The 24,689-nt window shown below is 67.8% G+C and carries 19 protein-coding genes and 1 pseudogene; 7 read left to right on the top strand and 13 right to left on the bottom strand.

The genetic code is table 11. The features are described 5' to 3' along the window. From RT97_RS04115 to RT97_RS04130, 4 genes are all read right to left on the bottom strand, one after another. Complete coding sequence (locus RT97_RS04115; protein ID WP_052810541.1) at positions 1 to 1,002, bottom strand: Bug family tripartite tricarboxylate transporter substrate binding protein; 1,002 nt, start codon at positions 1,000 to 1,002, stop codon at positions 1 to 3. 44 nt (positions 1,003 to 1,046) lie between these two features. Beyond that, on the bottom strand, positions 1,047 to 1,928 hold the full coding sequence (locus tag RT97_RS04120) for an isocitrate lyase/PEP mutase family protein (protein WP_042577502.1): 882 nt from the start codon (positions 1,926 to 1,928) through the stop codon (positions 1,047 to 1,049). Between the two features lie 71 nt (positions 1,929 to 1,999). Continuing rightward, positions 2,000 to 2,506 (bottom strand): 3-isopropylmalate dehydratase, encoded by a 507-nt coding sequence (locus tag RT97_RS04125; protein WP_042577503.1) that lies wholly within the window; start codon positions 2,504 to 2,506, stop codon positions 2,000 to 2,002. Continuing rightward, positions 2,503 to 3,771 (bottom strand): 3-isopropylmalate dehydratase large subunit, encoded by a 1,269-nt coding sequence (locus RT97_RS04130; RefSeq protein WP_253278120.1) that lies wholly within the window; start codon positions 3,769 to 3,771, stop codon positions 2,503 to 2,505. Before RT97_RS04130 ends, RT97_RS04125 begins: the two co-directional genes overlap by 4 nt. Positions 3,772 to 3,892: 121 nt before the next feature. On the opposite strand from RT97_RS04130, the gene RT97_RS04135 reads away from it, so the two are divergent. Continuing rightward, on the top strand, positions 3,893 to 4,747 hold the full coding sequence (locus RT97_RS04135; RefSeq protein ID WP_042577504.1) for an IclR family transcriptional regulator: 855 nt from the start codon (positions 3,893 to 3,895) through the stop codon (positions 4,745 to 4,747). Between the two features lie 38 nt (positions 4,748 to 4,785). Here the strand turns inward: RT97_RS04135 and RT97_RS04140 are convergent, their stop codons facing one another. Beyond that, positions 4,786 to 6,015 carry a helix-turn-helix domain-containing protein gene (locus RT97_RS04140; RefSeq protein WP_042577505.1) on the bottom strand — a complete coding sequence of 410 codons (1,230 nt, stop codon included), beginning with the start codon at positions 6,013 to 6,015 and terminating at the stop codon, positions 4,786 to 4,788. A gap of 133 nt (positions 6,016 to 6,148) precedes the next feature. On the opposite strand from RT97_RS04140, the pseudogene RT97_RS04145 reads away from it, so the two are divergent. Next, positions 6,149 to 8,269, top strand: a pseudogene (locus RT97_RS04145) (PQQ-dependent dehydrogenase, methanol/ethanol family). Between the two features lie 129 nt (positions 8,270 to 8,398). On the opposite strand, the gene RT97_RS04150 reads toward RT97_RS04145, so the two are convergent. After that, a complete protein-coding gene (locus RT97_RS04150) occupies positions 8,399 to 9,376 on the bottom strand; it encodes a helix-turn-helix transcriptional regulator (RefSeq protein ID WP_042577506.1) in 978 nt (325 codons plus the stop codon). A 215-nt stretch (positions 9,377 to 9,591) separates the two neighbouring features. On the opposite strand from RT97_RS04150, the gene RT97_RS04155 reads away from it, so the two are divergent. Further along, positions 9,592 to 11,727 (top strand): hypothetical protein, encoded by a 2,136-nt coding sequence (locus RT97_RS04155; protein WP_042577507.1) that lies wholly within the window; start codon positions 9,592 to 9,594, stop codon positions 11,725 to 11,727. A gap of 174 nt (positions 11,728 to 11,901) precedes the next feature. On the opposite strand, the gene RT97_RS04160 is transcribed toward RT97_RS04155, so the two are convergent. Then, on the bottom strand, positions 11,902 to 12,876 hold the full coding sequence (locus RT97_RS04160) for a tripartite tricarboxylate transporter substrate-binding protein (protein WP_042577508.1): 975 nt from the start codon (positions 12,874 to 12,876) through the stop codon (positions 11,902 to 11,904). 205 nt (positions 12,877 to 13,081) lie between these two features. On the opposite strand from RT97_RS04160, the gene RT97_RS33990 reads away from it, so the two are divergent. Both RT97_RS33990 and RT97_RS04170 read left to right on the top strand, forming a co-directional pair. Continuing rightward, positions 13,082 to 14,266 (top strand): M48 family metalloprotease, encoded by a 1,185-nt coding sequence (locus RT97_RS33990; protein WP_042577509.1) that lies wholly within the window; start codon positions 13,082 to 13,084, stop codon positions 14,264 to 14,266. A 174-nt stretch (positions 14,267 to 14,440) separates the two neighbouring features. Next, positions 14,441 to 15,010, top strand: a complete 570-nt coding sequence (locus RT97_RS04170; RefSeq protein ID WP_042577510.1) for a type 1 glutamine amidotransferase domain-containing protein — start codon at positions 14,441 to 14,443, stop codon at positions 15,008 to 15,010. A 9-nt stretch (positions 15,011 to 15,019) separates the two neighbouring features. Here the strand turns inward: RT97_RS04170 and RT97_RS04175 are convergent, their stop codons facing one another. Then, positions 15,020 to 16,192, bottom strand: coding sequence for a citrate synthase (locus RT97_RS04175; RefSeq protein ID WP_042577538.1), 1,173 nt, complete (start codon positions 16,190 to 16,192; stop codon positions 15,020 to 15,022). A gap of 82 nt (positions 16,193 to 16,274) precedes the next feature. Here RT97_RS04175 and RT97_RS04180 point away from each other — a divergent pair, with 82 nt between their 5' ends. Together RT97_RS04180 and RT97_RS04185 are read left to right on the top strand one after the other, a co-directional pair. Beyond that, on the top strand, positions 16,275 to 17,390 hold the full coding sequence (locus RT97_RS04180) for a citrate synthase/methylcitrate synthase (protein WP_042577511.1): 1,116 nt from the start codon (positions 16,275 to 16,277) through the stop codon (positions 17,388 to 17,390). 117 nt (positions 17,391 to 17,507) lie between these two features. Continuing rightward, complete coding sequence (locus RT97_RS04185) at positions 17,508 to 18,551, top strand: hypothetical protein (protein ID WP_172672150.1); 1,044 nt, start codon at positions 17,508 to 17,510, stop codon at positions 18,549 to 18,551. Here the strand turns inward: RT97_RS04185 and RT97_RS04190 are convergent. From RT97_RS04190 to RT97_RS04210, 5 genes are all read right to left on the bottom strand, one after another. Continuing rightward, positions 18,542 to 19,789: a phenylacetate--CoA ligase family protein gene (locus RT97_RS04190; protein WP_042577513.1), complete on the bottom strand. Its 1,248-nt coding sequence runs from the start codon at positions 19,787 to 19,789 to the stop codon at positions 18,542 to 18,544. The two genes, RT97_RS04185 and RT97_RS04190, sit on opposite strands and share 10 nt — an antisense overlap. A gap of 325 nt (positions 19,790 to 20,114) precedes the next feature. Continuing rightward, a complete protein-coding gene (locus tag RT97_RS04195; protein WP_042577514.1) occupies positions 20,115 to 20,927 on the bottom strand; it encodes an ABC transporter ATP-binding protein in 813 nt (270 codons plus the stop codon). Positions 20,928 to 21,096: 169 nt separating this feature from the next. Beyond that, positions 21,097 to 22,428, bottom strand: a complete 1,332-nt coding sequence (locus RT97_RS04200) for an ABC transporter substrate-binding protein (RefSeq protein WP_042577515.1) — start codon at positions 22,426 to 22,428, stop codon at positions 21,097 to 21,099. A gap of 71 nt (positions 22,429 to 22,499) precedes the next feature. Further along, positions 22,500 to 23,564 carry a branched-chain amino acid ABC transporter permease gene (locus RT97_RS04205; protein WP_042577516.1) on the bottom strand — a complete coding sequence of 355 codons (1,065 nt, stop codon included), beginning with the start codon at positions 23,562 to 23,564 and terminating at the stop codon, positions 22,500 to 22,502. A gap of 95 nt (positions 23,565 to 23,659) precedes the next feature. Continuing rightward, positions 23,660 to 24,589, bottom strand: a complete 930-nt coding sequence (locus RT97_RS04210; RefSeq protein ID WP_042577517.1) for a branched-chain amino acid ABC transporter permease — start codon at positions 24,587 to 24,589, stop codon at positions 23,660 to 23,662. Between the last annotated feature and the right edge of the window lie 100 nt (positions 24,590 to 24,689).

Here is a 24,689-nt window from a genome sequence, read left to right on the forward strand (position 1 = left end):
TCAATCGAGCTGCAGTCCCGCCTCCTGCGCCGCCTTGGGCAGCACGGCCAGTTCGCGCTTGAGCACGTCCGCGAAAGCCTGGGGCGTGTTGCCGGTCGCAGGCGCCACGCCGCCCAGTTCGTTCAGGCGCTTGCGGAACGCCGGTTCGGCGGTGATCTTGGCGATTTTTTCGCCCAGCAGCTTGACCACCGGTGCGGGTGTCTTCGCGGGCGCCACCACGCCGAACCAGACATCGAAGTCCACGCCGCCGGGCACGCCCTGCTCGGTCAGGGTCGCCACGTCGGGCCACAGCTCCGAGCGGCCGTTGCGCAACTGGCCGATGGCCTTGAGCTTGCCCGACTGGATGAAGCTGCGCACGTCCCCGGTACCCAGCAGGCCCCAGGTCACTTCGTTGGCCATCAGGGCCTGCACCAGCGGCGCGCCGCCCTTGTAGGGCACGTGCGTGAAGTTGCCGTCGGCGTTCGCGTTGAAGGCTTCCGATGCCAGGTGCGACAGTCCGCCCGCGCCGGCCGATCCGTAGGGCAGGCCGCCCTTGCCGGCCTTCTTGCCGGCGGCCAGCAGCTCCTGCACGTTCTTGTACGGCGATTTCTCGGGCACCACCAAGAGCAGCGGCGCCAGCGAAATACGCGACACCGGCACGAAGTCCGAGGACTGGAAGCCCGCTTTCTTGTAGATGACCGGATTGATCGACAGCATGCCCGTGAGCGTCACCGCCAGCGTGTGGCCGTCGGCGGGGCTTTGCGCCACGTTGATCATGGCGATGTTGCCGCCGGCGCCCGGGCGGTTCTCGACCAGGACGGTCTGCCCCAGCTCTTCCTGCAGGCGCGGGCTCAGCATGCGCGCGGCCACGTCGGTGGCGCCGCCCGGCGGGTAGGGCACGACCAGGCGGATCGGCTTGGTCGGATAGGCGCCGGCGCCGTCTTGCGCCATGGCGAAAGTGCCGAGGCCCAGGGCCAGTGTTCCTGCCGCGACGGCGCGGCCGATGAGGTTGAGAGTACGCACGTTTTTGCTCCTGGTTTTTCTAAGGGGGACCGAAAGGGGCGGACTCAGCGGGCGCCGCCGGCCTCGTAGCGGGCCTGCTTTTCTTCGAGCGCATGCCAGCCGATGAGGTCCTTGAACTCGGCCATCGGCGTCTGCGCGAAAGGCAGGTCGGCGAAATCGCCCGAGCGCCGGCGTGCCAGCTCGCGCAGGTTGGCCTGCACCGTGTGCACGGTGGTCAGGAGGCTCGCGATCGGATAGCTCGCGATCGCCGCCACGCTCTCGATCTGCGCGCGGGTCAGCGCGGTCATCCAGGTGCCGGCCATCAGCATCAGCGACAGCCGGCGGCCGCAGGTTTCGCGCAGCTGCACGAGTTGCTCGTAGCTGCCGAAGGTGCGCGAGATGGGCTGGATCAGGTCGGCGCCGGCCTCGGCGTACCGCGCCGCGCGCTCCAGCGCTTCGGCCGGGTCCTGGGCATCGGTGCGCGCGACGATCAGGAGGTCGGGGTCGGTGCGCGCATCGAGGGCGGCCTTGATGCGCGCGAGCGCGTCGTCCATCGACACCAGCGTGGATGTCGGCGCGGCGGCGGGGCAGCGCTTGGGGCTGACCTGATCTTCCAGCTGCAGCGCCGCGGCACCCGCCTTCTCGAACTCGCGCACGGCGCGGGCCACGTTCAGCACGCTGCCGTAGCCGGTGTCCGCGTCCACGAAGATCGGCTTGCGCACCACGTTGGCCATGCGGTTCACGGTGGCGACGTTCTCGCTGAGCGTGTACAGCTCCATGTCGGGCTGGCCCAGCAGCGCGGCGGAGATGCCGAAGCCCGTGCTGAAGATGCCGTCGAAGTCCGACTGGTCCACCAGCAGGGCCGACAGCGCGTCTTGCGCGCCGCCGCACCAGAGGGTCGGGCCGTGGGTGATGCGCTGGCGCAGCGCCTGGCGTGATGAAGTCATCGTCTCTGTCTCCTGGAAAAATTGCGCCGCTGCCCGGCATGGGCGCTGCGCCATGGGCTTGCAGAAAAAGGTCAGGCCATGCGGCGCTTCAGATAGGGAATGAGCCCTCCCGCATCCAGCATGCCGCGCTCGGAATCGGAGAAGGGCTGCAGCGTCAGGGTCTGGCCCGAGCGCAGGTTCTTCACTTCGTTCGTGGCCCAGTTCACCGTGAGCTCGTCGCCGCGCGCGGTGGCCGCGCGGATGCCCGGGCAGCTCACGAGCGGAAAGCCCATGCTCGTCTCGCCGCGGAAAAACCCGGGCGAGAACGACTCGGCGATCACCGCGGCAATGCCCAGGTGCCGCATGGCGCGCATGGCCGGATAGTGCGGATGGCCGTAGCCGAAGTTGTGGCCGCCGACGAGCAGGTCGCCCTTGCCCACGCTGGCCGCGAAGTCCGGCGTGTAGTCGGCCATGGCCAGTGCGGCCAGCTCCTTCACGTCGGTGATCTTGATGTTGCGCACGCCGACGATGAGGTCGATGTCGTAGTCGTCTTCCTCGAAGACCCAGGCCGCGCGGCCCTGCAGGTTGGCCAGGCTCATGCGGCGGCTCCCGCGGCTTGCGCCAGGTAGGGGCGCGGGTCGGCGATGCGGCCTTCCAGCGCGGAGGCCGCCACCACCGCGGCGTTGCAGATGTAGATCTCCGAATCCACGCTGCCCATGCGCCCCGGCGTGTTCAGCGTGCCGGTGGACACGGCGCGCTGGCCGTCGGTCATGGTGGCGATGCGGCCGAAGCAATAGTCGCAGCTGGGCGAGCTGATGAAGGCCCCGGCTTCGACCAGCACCTCGATCAGCCCCTCGCGCGCGGCGGCCGCCATGATGGCCTTGGACGTGGGCACCACGTGCAGCTGGAAGCCCGGCTGGATGCGGCGGCCGCGCAGCACCTCGGCCGCGATGCGCAGGTCTTCGAGCCGGCCGCTGGCGCACGAGCCGAGATACCCGGTGTGCACTTCGACGCCGGTGAAGTCCTTCAGGTCCCGCGTGTTGGCGGGGCTCGGCGGAATCACGACGATGGGCTCCAGCGTCGAGACGTCGATCGTCACCACCTTGTCGTAGTGCGCATCGGCATCGGGATACACCGGCGCGAGTGCGATCTTCGAGCGGCCCTGCACATAGGCCAGCGTCTTGGCATCGGGCGCGATGAGCATCGTGGTCGCGCCGAGGAACATGGCCTGGCCGCAAATGGTCTGGCGCCCTTCGATGCTCATCGCGTCGATCACGGGCCCGCACAGTTCCACCACCTTGAAGCGGCAGGAGGCCGGGCCCATCACGCGGACCATGTGGTGGAACACGTCGCGCGCCATCACCCCGGGCTGCAGCGTTCCCGTCAGCTCGACCTTCACCGTCGCCGGCACGGTCATGGTGAGCGTCTCGGTCACGAAGGATTCGAGCACGCCTTTGCGCGCACCGAAGGCGAAGGTGCCGAAGGCTCCGAGCTGGCTCACATGGCCGTCGAAGTGGACGGCAAAGGCGCCCGGCGTGGCGTAGCCCATTTCGGCGGCCACTTGGTGGCCGATGCCTTCGCGCTCGTGCACCGGCACGCCCTGTTCCTTTCCCCAGGCGCGGGTGATCTTGTGCAGTTCCTCTTCCTTCGGGGCGGTGGCCGGGACCATGTGGTCGATGAACAGCACGAAGCGCTCGGGGCTCGAAACCTTCTCGATGCCGAAGTCTTCCCGCGTTTCCTTGAAGAACACATCGGTGTAGCCGGGAAAGTCGTAGGCGATCACGAAGTCCGGCCGCGCCGTGATCTCTTCGCCGGGCACCACCGCCGGCCTGCCGGCGGCGCGGGCCAGGATCTTCTCTGTCATCGTCTGGGGCATCTGCTTGACCTTCACTTCCACAATATGGCAGTTGGATGGGTTCTGGATCCCTATTACATTCGAGCGAATTTCCCTCCTCTTGGGGAACAACCCGAATTACTGCCGCATTGTGGAAACTAAACGCCGAACCGCTCTTTCGAAAACCCCCTCGACCGCGCCGCCGGCCGCCAGCGGCGCGCGCTCGGGCACGCAGAGCATCGAGCGCGTGGTCGGCATGCTGCGCGTGGTGGCCTCCCGTGGGAGGCGCGGCATGCGGATCGCCGATGTCGTGAGCCTGAGCGGCCTGCCCATGTCCACCTGCTTTCGCATGCTGCAGCGGCTGGAAGTGGAAGGGCTGCTGGTGCGCGACCTGCTCACCCGCAAGTACCACCTGGGGCCGCTCCTGTACGAGCTGGGCATGCTGGCCCAGCCGCATTACCAGTTGAGCGAGCTGTGCGAGGAGGCGCTGCGCACCATCGCCGAGCTGACGCACGACACGGTGTACCTGAGCGAGCGGCGAGGCCCCGAATCCATCTGCACCAGCCGGGCGCTGGGTGCCTACCCCATCAAGGCGCTGACGCTCGATGTGGGCATTCGCCGCCCCATGGGCGTGGGCGCCGGCGGCCTCGCGATCCTGAGCGCGCTTCCGGAGGCCGAAGCGGAGCTGATCGTCGCCGCCAACGAGGCGCGCTATGCCAAGTTCGGCGCATTCGGGCCGGGCTTCCTGCGCGACGCCATCGCGCAGACGCGTGCGCAGGGCTATTCGTTCCTGGACAGCGCGGCCACGCCCGGCGCCGCGGCCATCGGCGTGGCTTTTCCGCCCGACAACCCGGTCGCCGCGGTGAGCGTGGCGGCCGTTTCCAGCCGCATGGGGCCGGCGCGGCGCGCCGAAGTGGCGAAGATCATCCACCAGCAGGTGCGTGCGATCTGCGTGCTGCTCGAGGCCAAGTCGATGGCGCCTTCATCGGGCCGCGACGGCGATTGACGGGTGACTGACCGGCGCCTGCCGGCCCGCACCGGACGTCAGGACTCCCAGCCGCGCATGCGGCGGTAGAGCGTGCCGCGCGACACGTTGAGCTGGCGCGCGGCCTGCGACACGTTGCCGCCATGCGCCGCGAGCGTTTCCTCGATCAGCTTGCGGCTGTGTTCCTGCAGCGTCTCCGCGTGCGGCCCATCGGTGGCCGCCGTGCACGCAGGCGCCGCCGCTGCATCCACCGAAAGTTCGACGGGCGCGGGCGCATGCACGCCCGGCATGGCCACCGCGTGCTGGAAGTCCACCCCGTCCGCGCCCTTCAGGTGCGCCTGCACCCAGACGCCCAGGCCACTGGCCAGGCGCAGCGGCTGCGCCGATTCGCGGCGGCCCAGCCGCAGCAGGCTCGCGAGGTCGTGCCCCAGCAGGCATTCGACATCGCGCTCGCCCGCCGCTTCGGGCAAGCGCCCGAGCAGCCGCGCGCCGGCATTGTTGAGCCACGCTATCGTGCCGTCCGGCGCGATGCCCGCGAGCGCTTCGAGCGGCGTGCCCAGCAGTGTCGGGCTCGCCTGGAAACGCAGGATGAGGTGGTCGCGCGACTGCGCCTGCAGCAGGCGGTTCTCGATCGTCGTGGCGTACAGCGACACCATCGACGCCGCATCGAAGCCGAAGCGCCGTGCCTCCGCCGTGAGGTCGAGCACGCCGGCCAGCCGGCCCTTCACGTCGCGGATCGGCGCGGCTGCGCACTGCATCTCGCGCAGCACGTCGAAGTAGTGCTCGGCACCATCGACGGTGCAGGCCTGCCCGGTGCTCGCGACGATGCCCGGCGCGGTCGTGCCCACGATGCGCTCGGAGATGTTCACGCCCACGCGCGCGGTCTTGCGCAGCACCGGCTGGTGCGCGGCGCACGGCTGCTGGGTGACATGCACCACCACGCCTTCGCGGTCGGTGAGGATCACGCGGCAGTCGGTGCCCGCGAGCGCGTGCTCCATCTGCCCGAGCTCCTGGCGCGCCACGTCGAGCAGCTCGCGGTTGCGCGCGAGCGTGGCGTGCAGGCGGCTGGGCGTGACGGCATCGAAGGGCACGATGCGCTGGCGGTCGGCATGGGTGCGGGTGCAGCGCATCCACGACTGCAGCACAGCCTCGCCGATGAGGCCCGAGGGTCGCACGCCTTCCTCGAAGAACTGCCGCCGCGCGAGCGCCACGCGCTGCGCGGGCGTGCTGGCGAAGAGCTGGCGCGGCGCATCCGCGGTGCCCAGCCTGTCGAACATGTCGTGAGCCATGGTGCTCGATGCCTCCCTGGATTCGGGGACCACAGCGAATGTGTTCCGCAATGGAACAAGGCTCGATTGGGGAAATCCCGAAGGTGAAGGCGAGCGCCGCGCGAACGATCCTTGGCCCACAAGGAGACCCACGATGAAGAAAACCACCACCGGGCTGCGCCTGCTGGCCGGCGCCTTGCTGTGCCTGGGCGCATCGCTGGCCGCGGCACAGACCCAGTCCCAGACTCCGCAGGACCGCGCCGCCGCCGCAGTCAAGAAGGTCGACGGCAACTTCGTGCGCGCCAATGCGGCGCAGAAAACCCCCGACTGGCCCAGCGTCGGCCTGGACTACGCCGAATCGCGCTTCAGCAAGCTCGACCAGGTGAACGCGGGCAACGTCAAGCAGCTCGGGCTGGTCTGGTCGTACGACCTGGAATCGACACGCGGGGTGGAATCCACGCCGCTGGTGGTGGACGGCATCATGTACGTCACCGCCTCGTGGAGCGTGGTGCATGCGATCGACACGCGCACCGGGCAGAAGCTCTGGACCTTCGATCCGCAGGTCGACAAATCGAAAGGCTTCAGGGGCTGCTGCGACGTGGTGAACCGCGGCGTGGCGCTGCACGAAGGCCGCGTCTACGTGGCCGCCTACGACGGCCGGCTCATCGCGCTCGATGCGGCCACGGGCCAGAAGGTGTGGGAGAAGAACACCATCGAAGGGCAGAAGGGCAGCTACACCATCACCGGCGCGCCGCGCGTCTTCAAGGGCAAGGTCATCATCGGCAACGGCGGCGCCGAATACGGCGTGCGCGGCTACGTGACCGCCTACGACGCGAAGACCGGCGACCAGAAATGGCGCTGGTTCGTGGTGCCGGGCGATCCGGCCAAGCCCTTCGAGGACGAGTCGATGGCGCGCGCCGCCAAGACCTGGGACCCGAGCGGCAAGTACTGGGAAGCCGGCGGCGGCGGCACCGCGTGGGACAGCTTCGCCTTCGACCCCGAACTCAACCTGATGTACGTGGGCACCGGCAACGGCTCGCCGTGGTCGCACAAGGCGCGCAGCCCCAAGGGCGGCGACAACCTGTACCTCGGCTCGGTGGTGGCGCTGGACCCCGACACCGGAAAGTACGTGTGGCACTACCAGGAGACGCCCGGCGACAACTGGGACTACACCTCCACGCAGTCGATGATCCTGGCCAACGTCAAGCTCGGAGGCAAGGCGCGCAAGGTGCTGCTGCATGCGCCCAAGAACGGCTTCTTCTTCGTCATCGACCGCACCAACGGCAAGTTCATCTCGGCGAAGAACTTCGTCGAGGTGAACTGGGCCACCGGCTACGACAAGAACGGCCGCCCCATCGAGATCGCCGCCGCGCGCCAGAACGAGAAGCCCGGCGACAGCATCCCCGGCCCCTTCGGCGCGCACAACTGGCACCCGATGTCGTTCAACCCGCAGACGGGCCTGGCCTACCTGCCCGCGCAGAACGTGCCGATCAACCTGATGGACGACAAGGAGTGGAAGTTCGACCAGAACGTGCCCGGCCGCCCGCATGCCGCGATGGGCTGGAACACCGCGAAGGCGATCAACGCCGAGCCGCCCAAGAGCAAGCCCTTCGGCCGCCTCGTCGCATGGGACCCGGTGGCGCAGAAGGAAGCATGGGGCGTGGAATACGCCTCGCCCTGGAACGGCGGCACGCTCACCACAGCCGGCAACCTCGTGTTCCAGGGCACGGCCGACGGGCGCCTCCTGGCCTACAACGCGAAGACCGGCGAGAAGCTGTGGGAAACGCCCACCGGCACCGGCGTGGTCGCGGCGCCCTCGACCTACATGGTGGACGGCAAGCAGTACGTGTCGGTGGCCGTGGGCTGGGGCGGCGTGTACGGCCTCGCGCAGCGCGCCACCGAGAAACAGGGGCCGGGCACGGTCTAAACCTTCGCGGTCGGCGGCACCGCCAGGATGCCGGACTTCGTGCAGTACCGCATGAGCAAGCTGGTGCAGGGCGTGAAGTACGACCCCGCCAAGGTGCAGGCCGGCACCATGCTCTACGTGAGCAACTGCGTGTTCTGCCACGGCGTGCCGGGCGTGGACCGCGGCGGCAACATCCCCAACCTGGGCTACATGGACTCGGCCTACATCGAGAACCTGGACAAGTTCATCCTGAAGGGCCCGGCCATGGCGCGCGGCATGCCCGACTTCACCGGCAAGCTCTCGGGCGAGGACATCGAGAGCATCAAGGCGTTCATCCAGGGGACGGCGGACGCAATCAGGCCGAAGTAAGGCCACTGCATGCAATTGGCGTGATCCAGTCGCAGGACACCGCAGAACCGGCTTTGCCGGGCTGCAGGTGTCGCCCCCGGTAGGGGGGAGGAGAAGCGACACGAAGTGCGCGAAGCCTGGGGGCGAGCCTCATCCAGCCAGCCGCAACTCGTGGATCAGCCCCGCCACGTTGCCCACCTCCAGCTTGTCGTAGATCGACTGGATGTGGTTGCGCACCGTGGCCGGCGAGCGGCTCAGGATGGCGGCGATGTCCTTGTGCGTATCACCGCGCGCCAGCAGCTCGGCGATGGTGTGCTCGCGCGGCGTGAGGCTGTCGGCGCGGCAGCGCATGCGGCTTTTCAGGAACAGGAGGCGCTGCTCCACGCGGTGCGTGACCACGATCGCGTGCCCGCTGTAGCGCGCGTGGCCATGCAGGAAGTGCTTGAGCAGCGCATCGGGCAGCGTGCGCCCGTGCCATGACGGCCACTCTGTCTTCAGCGTCGTCTCGAAGAAGTTGTCGGCGTGATAGAGCACGCCCCGCAGGTCGCCGATGGCCGAGCCGCTGGGCGCCTGGCTGCCGGCCTCCAGCCGGTCCAGGTGAACGATGCGGTTGAGCGCCAGCGCCTGCATGAGGTGCGGCGACAGGCTGGCCAGGAGGTTCACCTCCTCGGGCTTGCAGTGCGCGTCGGGGTCGGCGCGGAACAGCGAGAACCAGTGCATGAAGTTGGACCGCGGGTCGCTGTCCATCGTGATGAAGATGTTGTTCTGGTCGTAGCGCTGCACGTAGTCCAGGAACGGCGCGTACGTGGTGCCGCTCCACCAGCTCTTGGAGTGGAAGCCCCGCGTGCCGTGCCCCTTGCCGAAGAAGCTCGCGGCCGCCGAGTCCAGGTGCTTGAAGTTGTCGTACTCCATCATCATCTCGGGCGTCTTGCGGTGCAGGTGCAGCGTGTGCACGTCGATGCCTTCGGCGGCCGTGGTGGCCGTGCCCCACATCGACGCGTCGAAGGGCAGCACCGGCTTGACCAGCTCGAGCGCGGCGTCCTGGAACGCATCGATCGGCAACTCGTGCGAGAGCCGGTAGAGCTGCAGCAGCAGCAAGCTGAAGTCGTGCAGTGCCGGGGAGGTCATCCGCGCAGTTTTCCCGTACCGGCGGGGTACCGCATCCCATGTTTCCGTGATTCGCGGATGCGTACTTTCCCATTCCTTTGCCGAAACCCCGGGGTAGGGGCCGGCGCGTTTCAAGAATGGTGCATTTGCATCATTTTTTCTTCGAAAAGTGAAAGCTATTGTTTGCGGGACCCCGGGAGGTCCGGAGTTTTCAACCTTTTTCGAAGAGCCCCAAGATGCCACATCTCACCCGCAAGATCCCCCATGCCCTGTCGATCGTCACCCTGGCGCTTCTCGCCGCATGCGGCGGGGGTGGAGGAGGCGGCGGCGGTGGCGGCTTCGGCTTCATCCCGCCGGCCTCGGGCGGCAACGGTGGCGGCGGCGAGCCGCCCGCGGCGGCCAGCACCACGCTCAGCGGCACGGTCGCCACCGGCGCGGCCTTCGCCGGCGCGGCGCTCACGGTGTTCGACCAGACCGGCGCCAAGGTCTGCGAAGTGACCACCACGCCCGAGGGCACCTACACCTGCACGCTGCCCGCCGGCACCAAGGCGCCGCTGGTGATCCGGGCCGTGCGCGACGACCTCACGCTCTACAGCACCACCGCGAGCACCGCGACCGGCACCACCAACGTGACGCCGCTGACCACCATCATCGTGGCGCAGCTCGCGCCCAACGGCGACCCGTCGAAGCTGGCCGCCGCGATCCAGGCCGATGCCGGCGCCGTGACGGCGGGCTCGATCAGCGACCAGGTCGCCAAGCTCGTCGCTGCGCTGCAGCCGCTGCTCACCGCGCTGAACCTGAGCATCGACCCGATGAGCGGCGAGTTCCAGGCCAACGGCTCGGGCCAGGACCGGGTGCTCGATTCGATCAACGTGTCGGTGCGCCCCGATGGCGCCGCCTCCAACATCGAGATCACGGTGAAGGCGCTGCCGGCCGGCGAGGAAACGGCACCTGTCTCCATCGTGTTCCGCAGCGGCGACGAGACCATCGTTCCGCTGCCCGCGATCGATACCGCCGCCCTCGTGCAGCCGCCCACGCCAGCCATGGTGCAGTCGTTGCTGGAGCGCATCAACGCCTGCTATGCGCTGCCGGTGGAGCAGCGCGTGAACAGCCCCATCAATCCCGACGGCAATTCGTTCGGCACCGCGGCCAACGTGGTGGCGCCCGCCTGCCGCACGCTCTTTGCGGGCGACAGCCCGGAGAGCTTCCAGTCCTTCGGCGCTCCCATCGGGCGCGATGCCGGCGGCGCGCGCCGCTCGTTCGAGAGTCTGTTCCGCTTCGGCCCGACCAACCTGAAGCACGACCGCGGCAACTTCGAATACTTCTATCCCAACGGCGACATCGCGCTCACCTACCGCTGGACCGACGTGCTGGGCAACACCGACAACGACGTGTTCAACGCCAAGGTGGTGGACGGCGTGCTCAAGCTCACGGGCAACGGCAACGCCTACCGGGCGTTCGTGCGTCCGCAGTCGGAGAAGAAGGATTACCTGAAGCACCAGAACCTGGTGTTCAATTCGGCGGGCTATGCCCTCTCGGTGGACAACGTGCTCAGCCAGGGCCAGTCGGTCTTCTCGAAGGTGGTTGCGACCACTGCGGCGTTTCCAGGCAAGGAGCTCGTGCTGGTGCCCAGGGCCGGGCTCACCACGCTCGTGCTCACGGCCGACGGCACTGCGAGCGGCACGCCGCTCAACTCCGCAGGCTGGCGCATGGCCGCGCGCTACGCAGACCCGGCGCAGGCGGGCAACCCGAGCGATTTCGAGACCGGCAATCTCTTCGCCTCGCCGCAGTACACCGACGAGCAACTTGCGAAGATTCCCGACCAGACGGTCTGGAAGCTGGAATTCTTCCCTGCGGGCGGCGGCAACAACGTGGTGCAGTACGTGCGCACCTTCTCGCGCGCGCCGACCATCGCCGAAGCCGTGCAGACGCCGACAGTGGAACTCGCACCGGCGCTGCGCGCCGAGTTGCTGGCGGAGACGCAGGGCGTGGCCCGAGGCATCGTTTTCCCGGCGCCGATTCCCTCGGATCCCGAGGCCAACAACATCGACTTCAGTGCCGAGGGCAACCTCGACGGCTGGGTCGTGCCGGGCGGCGCGCTGGCGCCGACGACGTTCCTGGTCGCCGGACGCGGCCCCAACAACAACCGCTTCACCGATTCGATCACCGTGCGCACCACGGCGCGCAAGGCGATCATCAATTGCCAGCCGGTGAATACGCCGAGCGACAACCACTGCGCGCAGGTGGGGCCGAACGCCTACCAGTACGCGCAGGGCTCGTCGGTCAGCACCTTCATCTTCTCGGCACGCACCGCGCGCCAGGTGGATGTGCGCAAGAACTTCGAGGTGTGGACGGTCACGCCGCTGCCCTGAAATTCGCTGCTGCGAACGCCATGAAAAAAGCCGCCGGTCCCGAGGGCCGGCGGCTTTCACGCATTCAGTTCAAGAAACACCGAGGAACCGGCCTTGCCGGGCCTCAGGTGTTGCCCCCGGCAGGGGGTTGGCGCAGCGAAACGAAGCGCGCGCAGCCTGGGGGCGAGCAACAGGTCAGTCGGCGTAGACGCCAGCGGCCTTGATGATCGGGCCCCACTTGGCGATTTCGGCGGACACGAACTTCTTGTGCTCGGCCGGCTCGGTGCGCTTGTCGGTGGTGATCACCGCGCCCAGCGCTTCTTCACGCTTGATGAAGCCGGGGTCCTTCATGGCGGCCTTGATGGCTTCGTTCAGCTTCTTGAGCACCGGTGCCGGCGTGCCCTTCGGCGCGTACATGCCGTGCCAGATCGACACTTCAAAGCCCTTGACGCCCGCTTCCTGCAGCGTGGGCAGGTCCTTCAGGGCCGGCGTGGCGAGGCGCTTGGCGGTGGTCACGGCATAGGCCTTGACCTTCTTGGCCTCGATCTGCGAGGTGGTGTTGGTGGTCTGGTCGCACAGCAAGTCGATCTGGCCGCCCAGCAGGTCGGCGATGGCGGGGGCCGTGCCCTTGTAGGGAACCGGCGTCATCTCGACCTTCAGCGCGCTCTGGAACAGGAGGCCGCACAGGTGCGAGGCGGCGCCCAGGCCGGCGTTGCCCAGGTTGATCTTGCCCTTGTTGGCTTCGATCCAGGTCGTCAGTTCCTTGTAGTTGTTGGCCGGAAGCGTCGGCTTGCCGATCAGCGTCATCGGCACTTCGTTGACCATGCCCAGGTACTCGAAGTCGGTTTCGACGTTGAACGGGAGCTTGCGGTAGAGCGCCGGCATCGTGGACATGCCGATGTGGTTGAGCAGCAGCGTGTAGCCGTCGGGGTTGGCGCGCGCCACCTTGGCGGTGCCGATGGAGCTGCCGGCGCCGGCGGTGTTGTCCACCACGATCGTGGTGCCCAGCGTCTTCTGCATGGCTTCGGCCAGGTCGCGCGCGACGCGGTCGGTCGGGCCGCCGGCGGCGAAAGGCACCACCAGCGTGACGGTCTTGCCTGCAGGGAATTCCTGGGCGTGAGCGCCGACGGCGGCGGCGGCAATCGCCGTAAGGGCAAGCAATTTCTTCATGAAGTCTCCGGGACGGTTGAGTTTGAAAATCGGCCGCGATCTTATAGGCTGACCACCGCCTGACCTATACCGAATAGCCCTTAGGTCCGTGACGAAATCCACCTCTTCCTCGGGCATGATCGGCGCTCGCAGATCGCGCCGGGGGGCGCGAAAAACAACCACAACAACGCAGGCCCCGAGGGGCCGCACCGAGGAGGAAATTCCAATGGATCCACTGGTCTACCCGCGCGAGCGATGGCTCGGCAACATCACGCTCGGACTGGGCGTTCTGATCTGGGGGCTGCTGGTGCTGGGCACCCTGGGCATCGCGCTCATCTACGTGCTGCTGGGCTTCATCGCCTATGTGTTCGCACAGTCGGCCTTCATCGCCTGGATCAAGGGCACCGCCGTGAAGCTCTCGCCCACCCAGCTGCCCGAGCTGCACGCGCGCTTCAAGGCCTGCTGCGGCTACCTGGGCATCGAGAACCCGCCCGAGGCCTACCTGCTGCATGGCGACGGCATCTTCAACGCCTTTGCCACCCGCTTCTTCGGGCGCGACTTCGTCGTGCTGCTGTCCGACGTGGTCGATGCAATGGAAACCCAGCCGGACGGCATCAACTTCTACATCGGCCACGAACTCGGGCACATCAAGCAGCGCCACCTCACGGGCCACATCTGGCGCATGCCGGTGCTCTGGCTGCCGCTCCTGGGCGCAGCCTATTCGCGTGCCCAGGAGTACACCTGCGACCTGCACGGCGCCGCCTGCTGCGAGGAGCCCGACTCGGCGCCCCGCGCGCTCGTGGCGCTGGCCGCCGGCGCGCAGCAGTGGCGCAACGTGGACCTGCAGCGCTATGCCGACCAGTCGGCGGGCAACAGCGGCTTCTGGGCCTCGTTCCACGAACTGATCGGCGGCTACCCGTGGCTCACCAAGCGCGTGGCGCGAGCCATCGATCCGGCCGCGAAGCTGCCGGGCCGCAACCCCCTGGCCTACGTGCTCGCGATCTTCGTGCCCAACACCGGCCGCGCGGGCGGCGGCGCGCTCGCCTTGCTGGTGGTCGTGGCGATCATCGGCATCCTGGCGGCGGTGGCCCTTCCGGCCTACCAGGAATACCAGACGCGCGCCGTCGTCTCGAAAGCGTGGTTCCAGGCCGCGCCGGTGCGCGAGACGCTCGGCACCTACTACAAGGACAAGCAGGAGATCCCGGAGTCCCTCGAGGCCGCCGGTGCGCCGGAGACCCTGCCAGACGGCTCGGCCCTGAAGCTCGACGCCGACACGATGGTGCTGGAAGTGGAGACCGCCAAGGGCACGCTGCGCATGGAGCCCTCCGCCACCGACGACGGCATCGACTGGCACTGCACCGCAGGCGAGGGTCTGACCGCCAAGGCGCTGCCGGTCGCCTGCCGCAAGTAGTTGTCGCTTCTCGCACGACAAATGCCGGTGTGAGGTAAAGCGTCGTAAGAGAAGGTTGCCGCCCGTCGAACTGTCCGACAGGCGGACCCGGCGCACGCCGATGCGTGCCCCGGGCGTGGGCCCTAGGGTGAAGTTTCATCGACACCGAAACACATCCAGAAGGAGCACACATCCATGCCCATCACCACCTCGTCACTGGACGGAATGAAAGTCGCCATCCTCGTTGCGGACGGCTTCGAGCAGATCGAGATGACCGAGCCGCGCAAGGCGCTCGACCGTGCCGGCGCCCACACCCAGGTCGTCTCTCCCATGGACGGCAGCGTGCGCGGCTGGAACCACCACGACCCCGCCGACACCTTCGAGGTCGACGTGCCGCTCCAGGGCGCCAAGGCAGAGGAGTTCGACGCGCTGCTCTTGCCGGGCGGCGTCGTGAACCCCGACACCTTGCGCATCGACCCCGATGCCGTGGCCTTCGTGCGCGCCTTCGTCGCGGCGGGCAAACCCATCGCCGCGATCTGCCATGGACCGTGGACGCTGATCGATGCCGGTGGCGTCAAGGGCAAGAAGATGACCTCGTGGCCGTCGCTGCGTGCCGATCTGCGCAACGCGGGCGCGAAGTGGAGCGATGCCGAAGTGGTGGTCGATCGCGACCTCGTCACGAGCCGCAAGCCCGACGACCTGCCGGCCTTCATTCGCGAGATGACCAAGATGTTCGAGCTCGCGTACGAACCCGCGCTGCATTGATCGCCGCGCTCAGCGCGCGATGGCAGGGCCTGTGTAGCGGGCGCGCGGCCTGATTAACTGGCCCGTGGCCTGCTGCTCGAGCACGTGCGCCGTCCAGCCGACGGCACGCGCGAGCGCGAACAGCATCAGCGGCGCATCGGCCGGCAGCTTGTGCACGGCGGCCATCGCGGCCAGCGCGAAATCGATGTTCGCCGCGTCGCCCAGCAGCTTCTCGCCCGTGGCGCGCAACGACGCGAAGGCGGGCGGCAGTTCGATGACCTCCAGCAACGCGCTGCAGCGCGCATCGCCCGCGGGATAGAGCGGGTGCCCGAAGGCCGCGAGCGGCCGGTCGTGTGCGAGCCATTCGCGCACGGCGGCTTCGCTGCCCAACGCCGTGACGCTGCGCATCATGGCCTGCACGGCCGCCGCGGCGCCGCCGTGCAACGGCCCGGTGAGCGTGGAGAGGCCCGTGAGCAAGCAGGCCGCGAGCGAAGCGCCCGTGGAGGCGGTCACCCGCGCCGCGAAGGTCGATGCGTTGAGTTCGTGGTCGGCCATCAGCACGAGTGCGCGGCGCAGCACGTCGGCCGCGCGCGGACGGCGCCACGCCGTGGCCAGCCGCGTGTGCAAACGGGCCGCCGGCGAGCGCGACGGGCCGAGCAGTGCATCGGCGAGGGTGCCGATCACGTGGGCTGCCTCGGCCTGCAGCGCGCTGCGCGAACGGCCGCGCGAAGGCAGGTCGGTCGCCGCGCGTGCAGCGAGCGCGAGCAGGCCTGCCTGCAATGGCGTTGCGGCCTTGGCAGGCGCGGGCACTGAGGCCGTGGCCACCGTGGCCGCGAAGTGCGGCGGCGCGCTTTCCCACAGCAGGCCCGCGACGTCTTCGAGCGTGGCATGCCCGGCCAGCTCGCAGGCGTCCTGCCCGCGATACCAGAGCCGCCCTTCGGCCACCGTCGATACCGCGGAAGGCAGCACCGGCTCGCCCCACTGGATGGCCTCGCTCGCCACCGTCTCGCTGCTGCGCCTCCCGCGCGTGCGCGCCGCAACGCGCTGCACGTCGTCGCGGTGGTAGAGGCTGCGGCGCGGATCCGCCGCGTCGGGCTTGGCGCGGATGCGGCCGCGGCTCACGCTCGCGTAGAGCGTTTGCGGGCGCACCTGCATCAGTTCGAGCGCTTCGGCGGCGGGGAGCCAGAGGGGCGGCTTGGTCATGTTGATGGAATGGATCAAGATTGACGTCAATGTTAGCGCCGACAGAATCGATGCCATCGTGACAACCCAGGAGTACGAAACGATGAACAACGACGATGGCCTCGAAGGCGTGGTGGCCGCGCACACCGTGCTGTCCGAGGTGGACGGCGCGGCAGGCCGGCTGGTCATCCGCGGGCACCAGCTCGATGAGATCGCGCAGCGCTGGCGCTATGAGGACGTAGTGGCGCTGCTGTTCCAGGGCTTCTTCGACACCGCGCCGGATGCTGCAGCCCTGCGCGGCGCACTCGGCCGCGCGCGCCGCGAAGCCTTCGAGCGCCTGCAACCCAACGACGACGCGCTGCTGCGCAAGATGCCGCCCATCGAAGCGGTGCGCGCGCTGCTGGCACGGCTGCCCGATGGCGACGACCTCGCCACCGCGCTGCGGCTGGTCGCGGCGCCCGCCGTCTACACCGCGGCCGTGATGCGGTGGCGCCTGGGCGTGCAGGCACTTGCGCCCGACGACTCGCTGCCGTATGCCGCCGACATGCTGCGCATGCTGCATGGCCGCACGCCCACGGCCGCGCAGGCCGCCGCGCTGGACACCTACCTGGTCACCGTGTGCGACCACGGCCTCAACGCCTCGACCTTCGCCGCACGCGTGGTGGCGTCGACGGGCGCGGGCCTGGCATCGGCGGTGCTCGCCGGCATCAGCGCGCTCAAGGGCCCGCTGCACGGCGGTGCGCCCGGCCCGGTGCTCGATGCGCTCGATGCCATCGGCACCGCTGGCAACGCGCGCCACTGGCTCGAAGGCGCGGTGGCCAGCGGCCAGCGCCTGATGGGCTTCGGCCACCGCATCTACCGCGTGCGCGATCCGCGTGCCGATGCGCTCAAGGGCGCGCTGCGCCGGTTGAGCGCCGAGGGCAGCGTCAACGCCGCGCGCTTCGAACTGGCCGAGGCGGCGGAGCAGGCCGCGCTCGCGATCCTGCGCGAGAAGAAGCCCGACCGCGCGCTGGAGACCAACGTCGAGTTCTACACCGCGCTGCTGCTCGAAGCGCTGGGCTTCGGCCGCGAAAGCTTCACCTGCGTGTTCGCTGCCGGCCGCGTGAGCGGATGGGTGGCTCATGCGCGCGAGCAGGTGAAGAAGGGCAGGCTCATTCGGCCGCAGTCCGTGTACGTGGGGCCCGCGCCGGAAGCGGCCGAAGCCGCGCTCGCACACTGAGCCCGCGAGGCAAACGCTAGGCAAACGCTAGGCAAACGCTAGGCAAACGCGAGGCCCGCGTGCCCTCGCACCGTCATCCGGTACGCTCGTTGTCTTCGCATGCCGACCGCGGCATGCATGACGCAATTCGAAAGTATTCCTATGACGGTGAACCCTTCCGACGAGCGCGCGCTGCGCCTGCCCCGCGACTTTGCGCTGATCGCACTGGGGCTAGATGTGGCCATGTTCGTGATCAGCACCGTCGTGCTGCTGACGCGGTTCACGCCCGACGTCGAGCAGATCCGCAGTGCCTACGCGCAACCGGAGCTCTGGATCAGCATGCTGGCCGGCGTCGCGGTGCCCTGGACGCTGTCGGCCGCGCTCGCCTGGAGCCACGCACGCAATGCGCTCGAAAGGCTCGGCGTGGCGAACGTGGCGCTGTCGCACGATGCGAGGCTGCGCTTCGCAACCGTGTGGGCACTCGTGGTCGCGTTCAGCTACTACGGCCTGACACCGCTGTTCTTCAAGATCAGGGCGCTCTTCATGCTCGGCGGCCGCTTCGAGGAGTTCTCCGGCTACTCGCCTTATCTCGGCATGGGCGCTGCCATGCTGTTGCAGTCCGTTGTGCAGCTGGCGGTGCTGGTGCTCGGCATCTGGGTTGCGGCACGCCTCGCGCTGAGCCGCAGCCGCGGCAAGGACGTGCCGGTTCGCGCACCGGCGAATGCGGCCTTCGAGGTTTCCGGCGCGCCGCCGCGCCGCGCCGTCGCGTGGCTGATCGCTGCGCTCTTCGCGTCGATGCAACTGTGGAGCAGCCTGGCGGTGTCCAACTGGCTTTTCCGGTCGGATGACAACGCGATCAGGTTGCTGCTCACCCTGGTGCTGCCGTGGCTCGCGGCCTTTGCGCTCGCTTTCTGGGGCGCCTGGCTCGGTACGCGGGCCGGCATGTCGCTGGCGCGGCCTTTCAGGGCCGTGGCAGCGTCCGTGTCGGCCTTCGTGCTGGTGCAGGTGCTGAGCCTCGTCATCGTGGTCGCGTGGTTCTTCATTGCCTACGCGAGCTCCATGCGCATGTCGAACACCCTCGGGGCCATCGGCGTCACCGTGGCGCTCGCGCTGGTCTATGCGGCGCTGGTGGTGGCGATCACGCGCGCCCTCACGCGCCGGTTCTATCGCCGCTACTTGTAGCTGCGCGCGTCCTCGATCACCTTGCCGTCGTTCGGCAGGCTGCCCGGCGCCACCAGCTCGATGGTGCCGCGCAACTTGGTCACCTCGCGCACCGCATCGGCAATGCGCGCTTCCAGTCCGTCCGGCGCGCCCGCGCATTCGAGCCTGAAGGTCATCTGGTCGTCGCCCATCTCGCCCGAGACCACGAGGCGCGCGCGCAGGATCTCCGGAAAGCGCCGCGCGATCTCCGCCACCTGCGAGGGATGCACGAACATGCCACGCACCTTGGTGGTCTGGTCGGCGCGGCCGAGCCAGCCCTTGATGCGCTTGTTGGTGCGGCCCGTGGGGCAGGTGCCCGCGAGCACGGCGGAGAGGTCGCCGGTGCCGAAGCGCACCAGCGGGTAGTCGGGGTTGAAGCTGGTGACGACGATCTCGCCCACCTCGCCGTCGGGCACCGGGTCGCCCGTGCCGGGGCGCACGATCTCCACCAGCACGCCTTCGTCGATCACCAGGCCTTCGCGTGCGCTGGTCTCGTAGGCAATGAGGCCGAGGTCGGCGGTGGCGTAGCACTGCGTGCCTTTCACGCCATGCGCGGCGATCCAGTCGTGCAGGCTCGGCGGAAAGGCTTCGCCGGACACCAGGGCCTTGGTGAGCGAGGGCAGCTTCTGCCCCTTTTCCTCGGCCTTCTCCAGCAGGATCTTCAGGAAGCTCGGCGTGCCCGCATAGCCCTCGGGCTTCAGGTCGACGATGGCTTCGAGCTGTTGCTCGGTCTGCCCGGTGCCGCCCGCGAACACGGTGCAGCCCATGGCGCGCGCGCCGCTCTCCATGATGGAGCCCGCGGGGGTCATGTGGTAGCTGAAGCTGTTGTGGATGAGCTCGCCGCTGCGAAAGCCCGCCGCGTGCAACGCCCGAGCGGTGCGCCAGTAGTCGCGCGCTTCGCCCTCGGGTTCGTAGATGGTGCCGGGGCTCGCGAACACGCGCGGCATGCGCGGGCCGCGCACGATCGATGCGAAGCCGCCGAACGGGTCGTCGGCGCGGCCTGCCTTCTGCAACTCGAGCAATTCCGACTTGCGCGTGACCGGAAGTCTGGCGAGCGCCTCGCGCGTCGTCACGTCCGCGGGCTTCACGCCGTCGAGGATCTTCCTGAACGCGGCGGTTGCCGTCTGCGCTTGCGCGATCTGCTTCGGCAGCGCGGCGAGCAGGTCGCGCTCGCGTTCGGCGGGGTCGCGGATTTCGAGCTTGTCGTAGTGGTCGGTCATGTCCGTACCCTTTGTCTTTTCAATTCGGTGCTGGACCGGCTGGCGTTGTTCTTCAGGGCGTGTGCACAGGCCACCGGGTACTCCCCTCCGCGAATGTCCCCCGGCCTTCGGCCTCCTCCTTGATTTCGCTGCGGGGAGCACCCGATGCCCTGTGCACCAGGGGCGCTGTCGTTGTGCTGGCTGTTCGACCACCGTTGCGAACAACGAGCACGCCGATGGGGTGCCTTGCGCAGCGAAATAAAGGAGGAGCCGAAGGCGGGGGGCATTCGCGGAGCAAGGTACCCCGTCGGCGTGATCGCGCACTGGACAACGGCATACCAGTCTTTCAAGCCAGCCACCTCTTGCGTCGCTTGTAACTCTTCACGTCGCGGAAGCTCTTGCGATCGGCACCGCCCACGCCGAGGTAGAACTCCTTGACGTCTTCGTTCTCGCGCAGGCTCTTGGCCTCGCCGTCCATCACGATGCGGCCGTTCTCCAGGATGTAGCCGTAGTCGGCGTAGCGCAGCGCCATGTTGGTGTTCTGCTCGGCCAGGAGGAAGGTCACGTGTTCCTTGGTGTTGAGGTCTTTCACGATCTCGAACACCTCTTCCACGATCTGCGGCGCGAGGCCCATCGAGGGTTCGTCCAGCAGCACCATCGTCGGGTTGGCCATCAGCGCGCGGCCGATGGCGCACATCTGCTGCTCGCCGCCCGAGGTGTAGGCCGCCTGCGAGGTGCGGCGCGTCTTCAGGCGCGGGAAATACGCATACACCTTGTCCAGCGTCTGCTGCACTGCGGCCTTGCCGTCGGTGCGCGTGTAGGCGCCGGTCATCAGGTTCTCCTCGATCGTGAGGTGGGCGAAGCAATGGCGGCCTTCCATCACCTGGATGAGGCCGCGCTTGACCAGCTCGGCCGGCGACAGCGCCTCGATGCGGTCGCCGCGCAGCTCGATGGTGCCCTTGGTCACCGCGCCTCGCTCGCCCGCGAGCAGGTTGCTCACCGCGCGCAGCGTGGTCGTCTTGCCCGCGCCGTTGCCGCCGAGCAGCGCCACGATGCCGCCTTCGGGCACGGTGAGCGACACGCCCTTGAGCACGAGGATCACGTGGTTGTAGATGACCTCGATGCCGTTGACGTTGAGAAGGATGTTGGGTTCGCTCATGGTGTGGTCCGAAGCATTCGAAAGAACAACGACGCTGCTCTTTCAGATGCCCGCTTGACCCACCACCCTTCGGGGAACACCGCGGAACCGGCTTTGCCGGGCCGCAGGTGTTGCCCCCTGCAAGGGGGTGGGAGAAGCGACACGAAGTGCGCGCAGCCTTGGGGTTAGGTCAAGACTGGCAGTCGGCGGCTTCGCGGCGTGTCAGCTTTTTCTCGCCGGCGTACTTGTCGGCGGCAGTCTTGACCATCGGCTTGATGATCTGGTCGTCGGCCTCGTACCAGTCGGACATGCCGCCCCACTTGGCGCCGTCCCAGGTATGCACGCGCGCCCAGGTCGAGCCCATGTGGTCCTGGCACGAGGTGCTCACCGGACGCATCACGCCCGAGAAGCCCAGCGCGTCGAGCTTCTTCTGGTCGAGGGCGAGGTTCTCCATGCCCCAGCGCACCTGCTCGCCGGTCATGACCTTGCCCTTGCCGAAGCGCTCCTGCGCGCGCTTGACCGCCTCGATGGTCAGCATCTGGATGATCACGCCGCGGGTGTAGAGCACCGAGCCGACTTCTTCCTTCGGACCCGTGCCCTGGCCCTTGTCGTGCACCTGCTTGAGGATGTCCTGGATCACCTTGGGCTGCGTGCCCGAGGTGTTGAGCGCAAGCGCGTTGTAGCCCTTGGCGTTGGCGCCCACGTCCTTCACGTCGGGTTCGGCGCCGGCCCACCACACGCCGTACATCTTCTCGCGCGGGTAGCCCGTGGCCACGGCTTCCTTCAGGGCGGTGGAGTTCATCACGCCCCAGCCCCACAGCAGCACGAAGTCGGGGCGCGACTGGCGCACCTGAAGCCAAGCCGATTTCTGTTCCACGCCGGGCGCAGTCACCGGGATCAGCGAGAGCTCGAAGCCGTTCTGCTTGGCGCGTTCCTGCAGCAGCGGAATCGGCTCCTTGCCGAACGGCGAGTCGTGATAGACGAGGGCGATCTTCTTGCCCTTGAGCTTGTCCATGCCGCCTTCTTTTTTGCCGATGTGCTGGATCAGGATGTCCGCCGCGGTCCAGTAGCTGCCCATCAGCGGGAAATTCCACTTGAAGACGCCGCCGTCCTGCGAGGCCGAGAGGCCGTAGCCCAGCGTGATGAGCGGGATCTTGTCGGTGGGCACCTTGTCGGTCAGCGCGAAGGTGATGCCGGTGGCCTGCGGGTCGAACAGCGCGACGCCCGGACGGCCCTTCAGGCGCTCGTAGCATTCCACGCCCTTGTCGGTCGCGTAGCCGGTCTCGCACTCTTCGTAGGCGATCTTCACGCCGTTGATGCCGCCGGTGGCATTGACGTACTTGATGTAGTCCTGCTTGCCGTTGGCCCACGGCGTGCCGTTGGGCGCGTAGGGGCCGGTGCGGTAGACCAGCAGCGGGAAGAACTGCTCCTTGGCCTGCGCGGTGGCGATCGATGGCGCGAGCATGGCGCCGAGGGTGCTGGCCACCAGGGCGGCGGTCAGAGCGAGCGATTTCAGTTTCATGCCTGTCTCCTTTTGTGGGCACCTCGGTGCCGGGTTTTTTACGAACGAACGGGAACTCTCGGAATGCGTTGTCAGTGCGGGAAGGGCCAGAGCCGCAGCTTCTCCTTGGCCGTGGACCACAGCCGTGCGAGGCCGTGCGGCTCGACGATCAGGAAGAACACGATGAGCGCGCCGAAGATCATCGTCTCCAGGTGCGAGGCGAGCGCGGTGGAAATCGAGAAGCCCAGCCACGCGGGCAGCTGGTTCAAAAAGAGCGGCAGCAGCACGATGAAGGCGGCGCCGAAGAAGCTGCCCATGATCGAGCCGAGCCCGCCGATGATCACCATGAACAGCAGCTGGAACGAGCGGTCGATGCTGAACGCCGCAGGTTCCCACGCACCCAGGTGGATGAAGCCCCACAGCGCGCCGGCCACGCCCACGATGAAGCTGCTCACCGCGAAGGCCGTGAGCTTGGCGTACACCGGGCGGATGCCGATCACCGCGGCGGCCACGTCCATGTCGCGCATGGCCATCCATTCGCGGCCGATGGCGCTGCGCACCAGGTTCTTGGCCAGCAGCGCGAACACCACCACGAAGATGAGGCAGAACAGGTACTTCTGCACCGGCGACTCGATCGGCACGCCGAACACGTTGAGCCCCGCCACGCTCACCGAACCCGAGGACGAGTTGTTGGTGAACCACTGGATGCGCAGGAACGCCCAGTCGGTGAAGAACTGCGCGGCGAGCGTTGCCACCGCCAGGTACAGCCCCTTGATGCGCAGGCTCGGAATGCCGAAGAGGACGCCGATCACCGTGGCGCAGAGGCCGCCCAAGAGCAGCGAGGCGATGAGCGGCATGCCGTCGATGCGCACCTGGAAGTTGTAGGCCGCGTACGCGCCCACCGCCATGAAGGCGCCGGTGCCCAGCGAGATCTGCCCGCAGTAGCCCACCAGGATGTTGAGGCCGAGCGCCGCGAGCGACAGGATCAGGAAGGGCGTGAGGATGGCGCGCATCCAGTAGTCCGAGATGCCCAGCGGCACCACGACGAACGCCACGAGCAGCAGCACCAGCATCGCGATGCGGTCCTGCGCGATCGGGAGGATCTGTTGGTCGGCCCTGTAGCTCGACTTGAACTGGCCGTTTTCTCTGTAGAACATTGCTCAGACCCGATCGATGATTTTTTGGCTATGGCCCGCTTCGCTCAACTTGCTTCGCAAGTTAGCCTCCACCGAAAAATTGCTGATCTCGTATCTCATACGCGATCAATGATTTTTTCGCCGAACAGGCCTTGGGGCCGAACCAGCAGGAAGACCAGCGCCAACACATAGGCGAACCAGATCTCGATGCCGCCACCGAGCATGGGGCCGAGATAGATTTCAGACAGCTTCTCGCCTACGCCGATCAGGAGGCCGCCGATGATGGCGCCCGGAATCGAGGTGAGCCCGCCGAGGATCACTACCGGCAACGCCTTCAGCGCCACCAGCGACAGCGAGAACTGCACGCCCAGCTTCGAGCCCCAGATGATCCCGGCCACCAGCGCCGAGAAACCGGCCACCGACCACACGATCACCCAGATGCGCTGCAGCGGAATGCCGATGGACTGCGCGGCCTGGTGGTCGTCGGCCACTGCGCGAAGCGCGCGGCCGGTCGCGGTCTTCTGGAAGAAGATGGCCAGCACCACCACGAGCGCGGCCGACACCGCCGCGGCGACCAGGTCTTCCTGGCTCAGCAGCAGGCCGCCCTGGAAGGTGCCCTCGAGCACCATCAGGGGTTCCTTGGGCATGCCCACGTCGATCTTGTAGATGTCGTTGCCGAAGATCGTCTGGCCCACACCGTCGAGAAAGTAGGCGATGCCCAGCGTGGCCATGAGAAGCGTGATGCCTTCCTGGTTCACGAGCTTGCTGAGCGCGAGCCGTTCGATGAGCCAGGCCACCACGATCATCACGGCCATCGCCGCGATGAAGGCCAGGATGTTTGCGAGGATGAGGCTCTGGAAGCCGAACCACAGCGGGAACCACTCGGAGAACCGCGCCATCGCCAGCGCCGCGAACAGCACCATCGCGCCCTGCGCGAAGTTGAAGACGCCCGAGGCCTTGTAGATCAGCACGAAGCCGATGGCGATCAGCGAATAGAGCATGCCGACCATGAGGCCGCCGAAGAGGGTTTCAAGAAAAAAGCCCATGTCAGTGTCTTTCTTGTTTTTCTCCCTCCCCTTCCGGGGGAGGGTTGGGGTGGGGGCACGCGGCGCCTGATGAGGCGCGGTTGTGTTGCGAGGGCTGTCG

It is taken from the genome of Variovorax paradoxus (genome assembly GCF_000834655.1).
Lineage (GTDB): Bacteria > Pseudomonadota > Gammaproteobacteria > Burkholderiales > Burkholderiaceae_C > Variovorax > Variovorax paradoxus_F.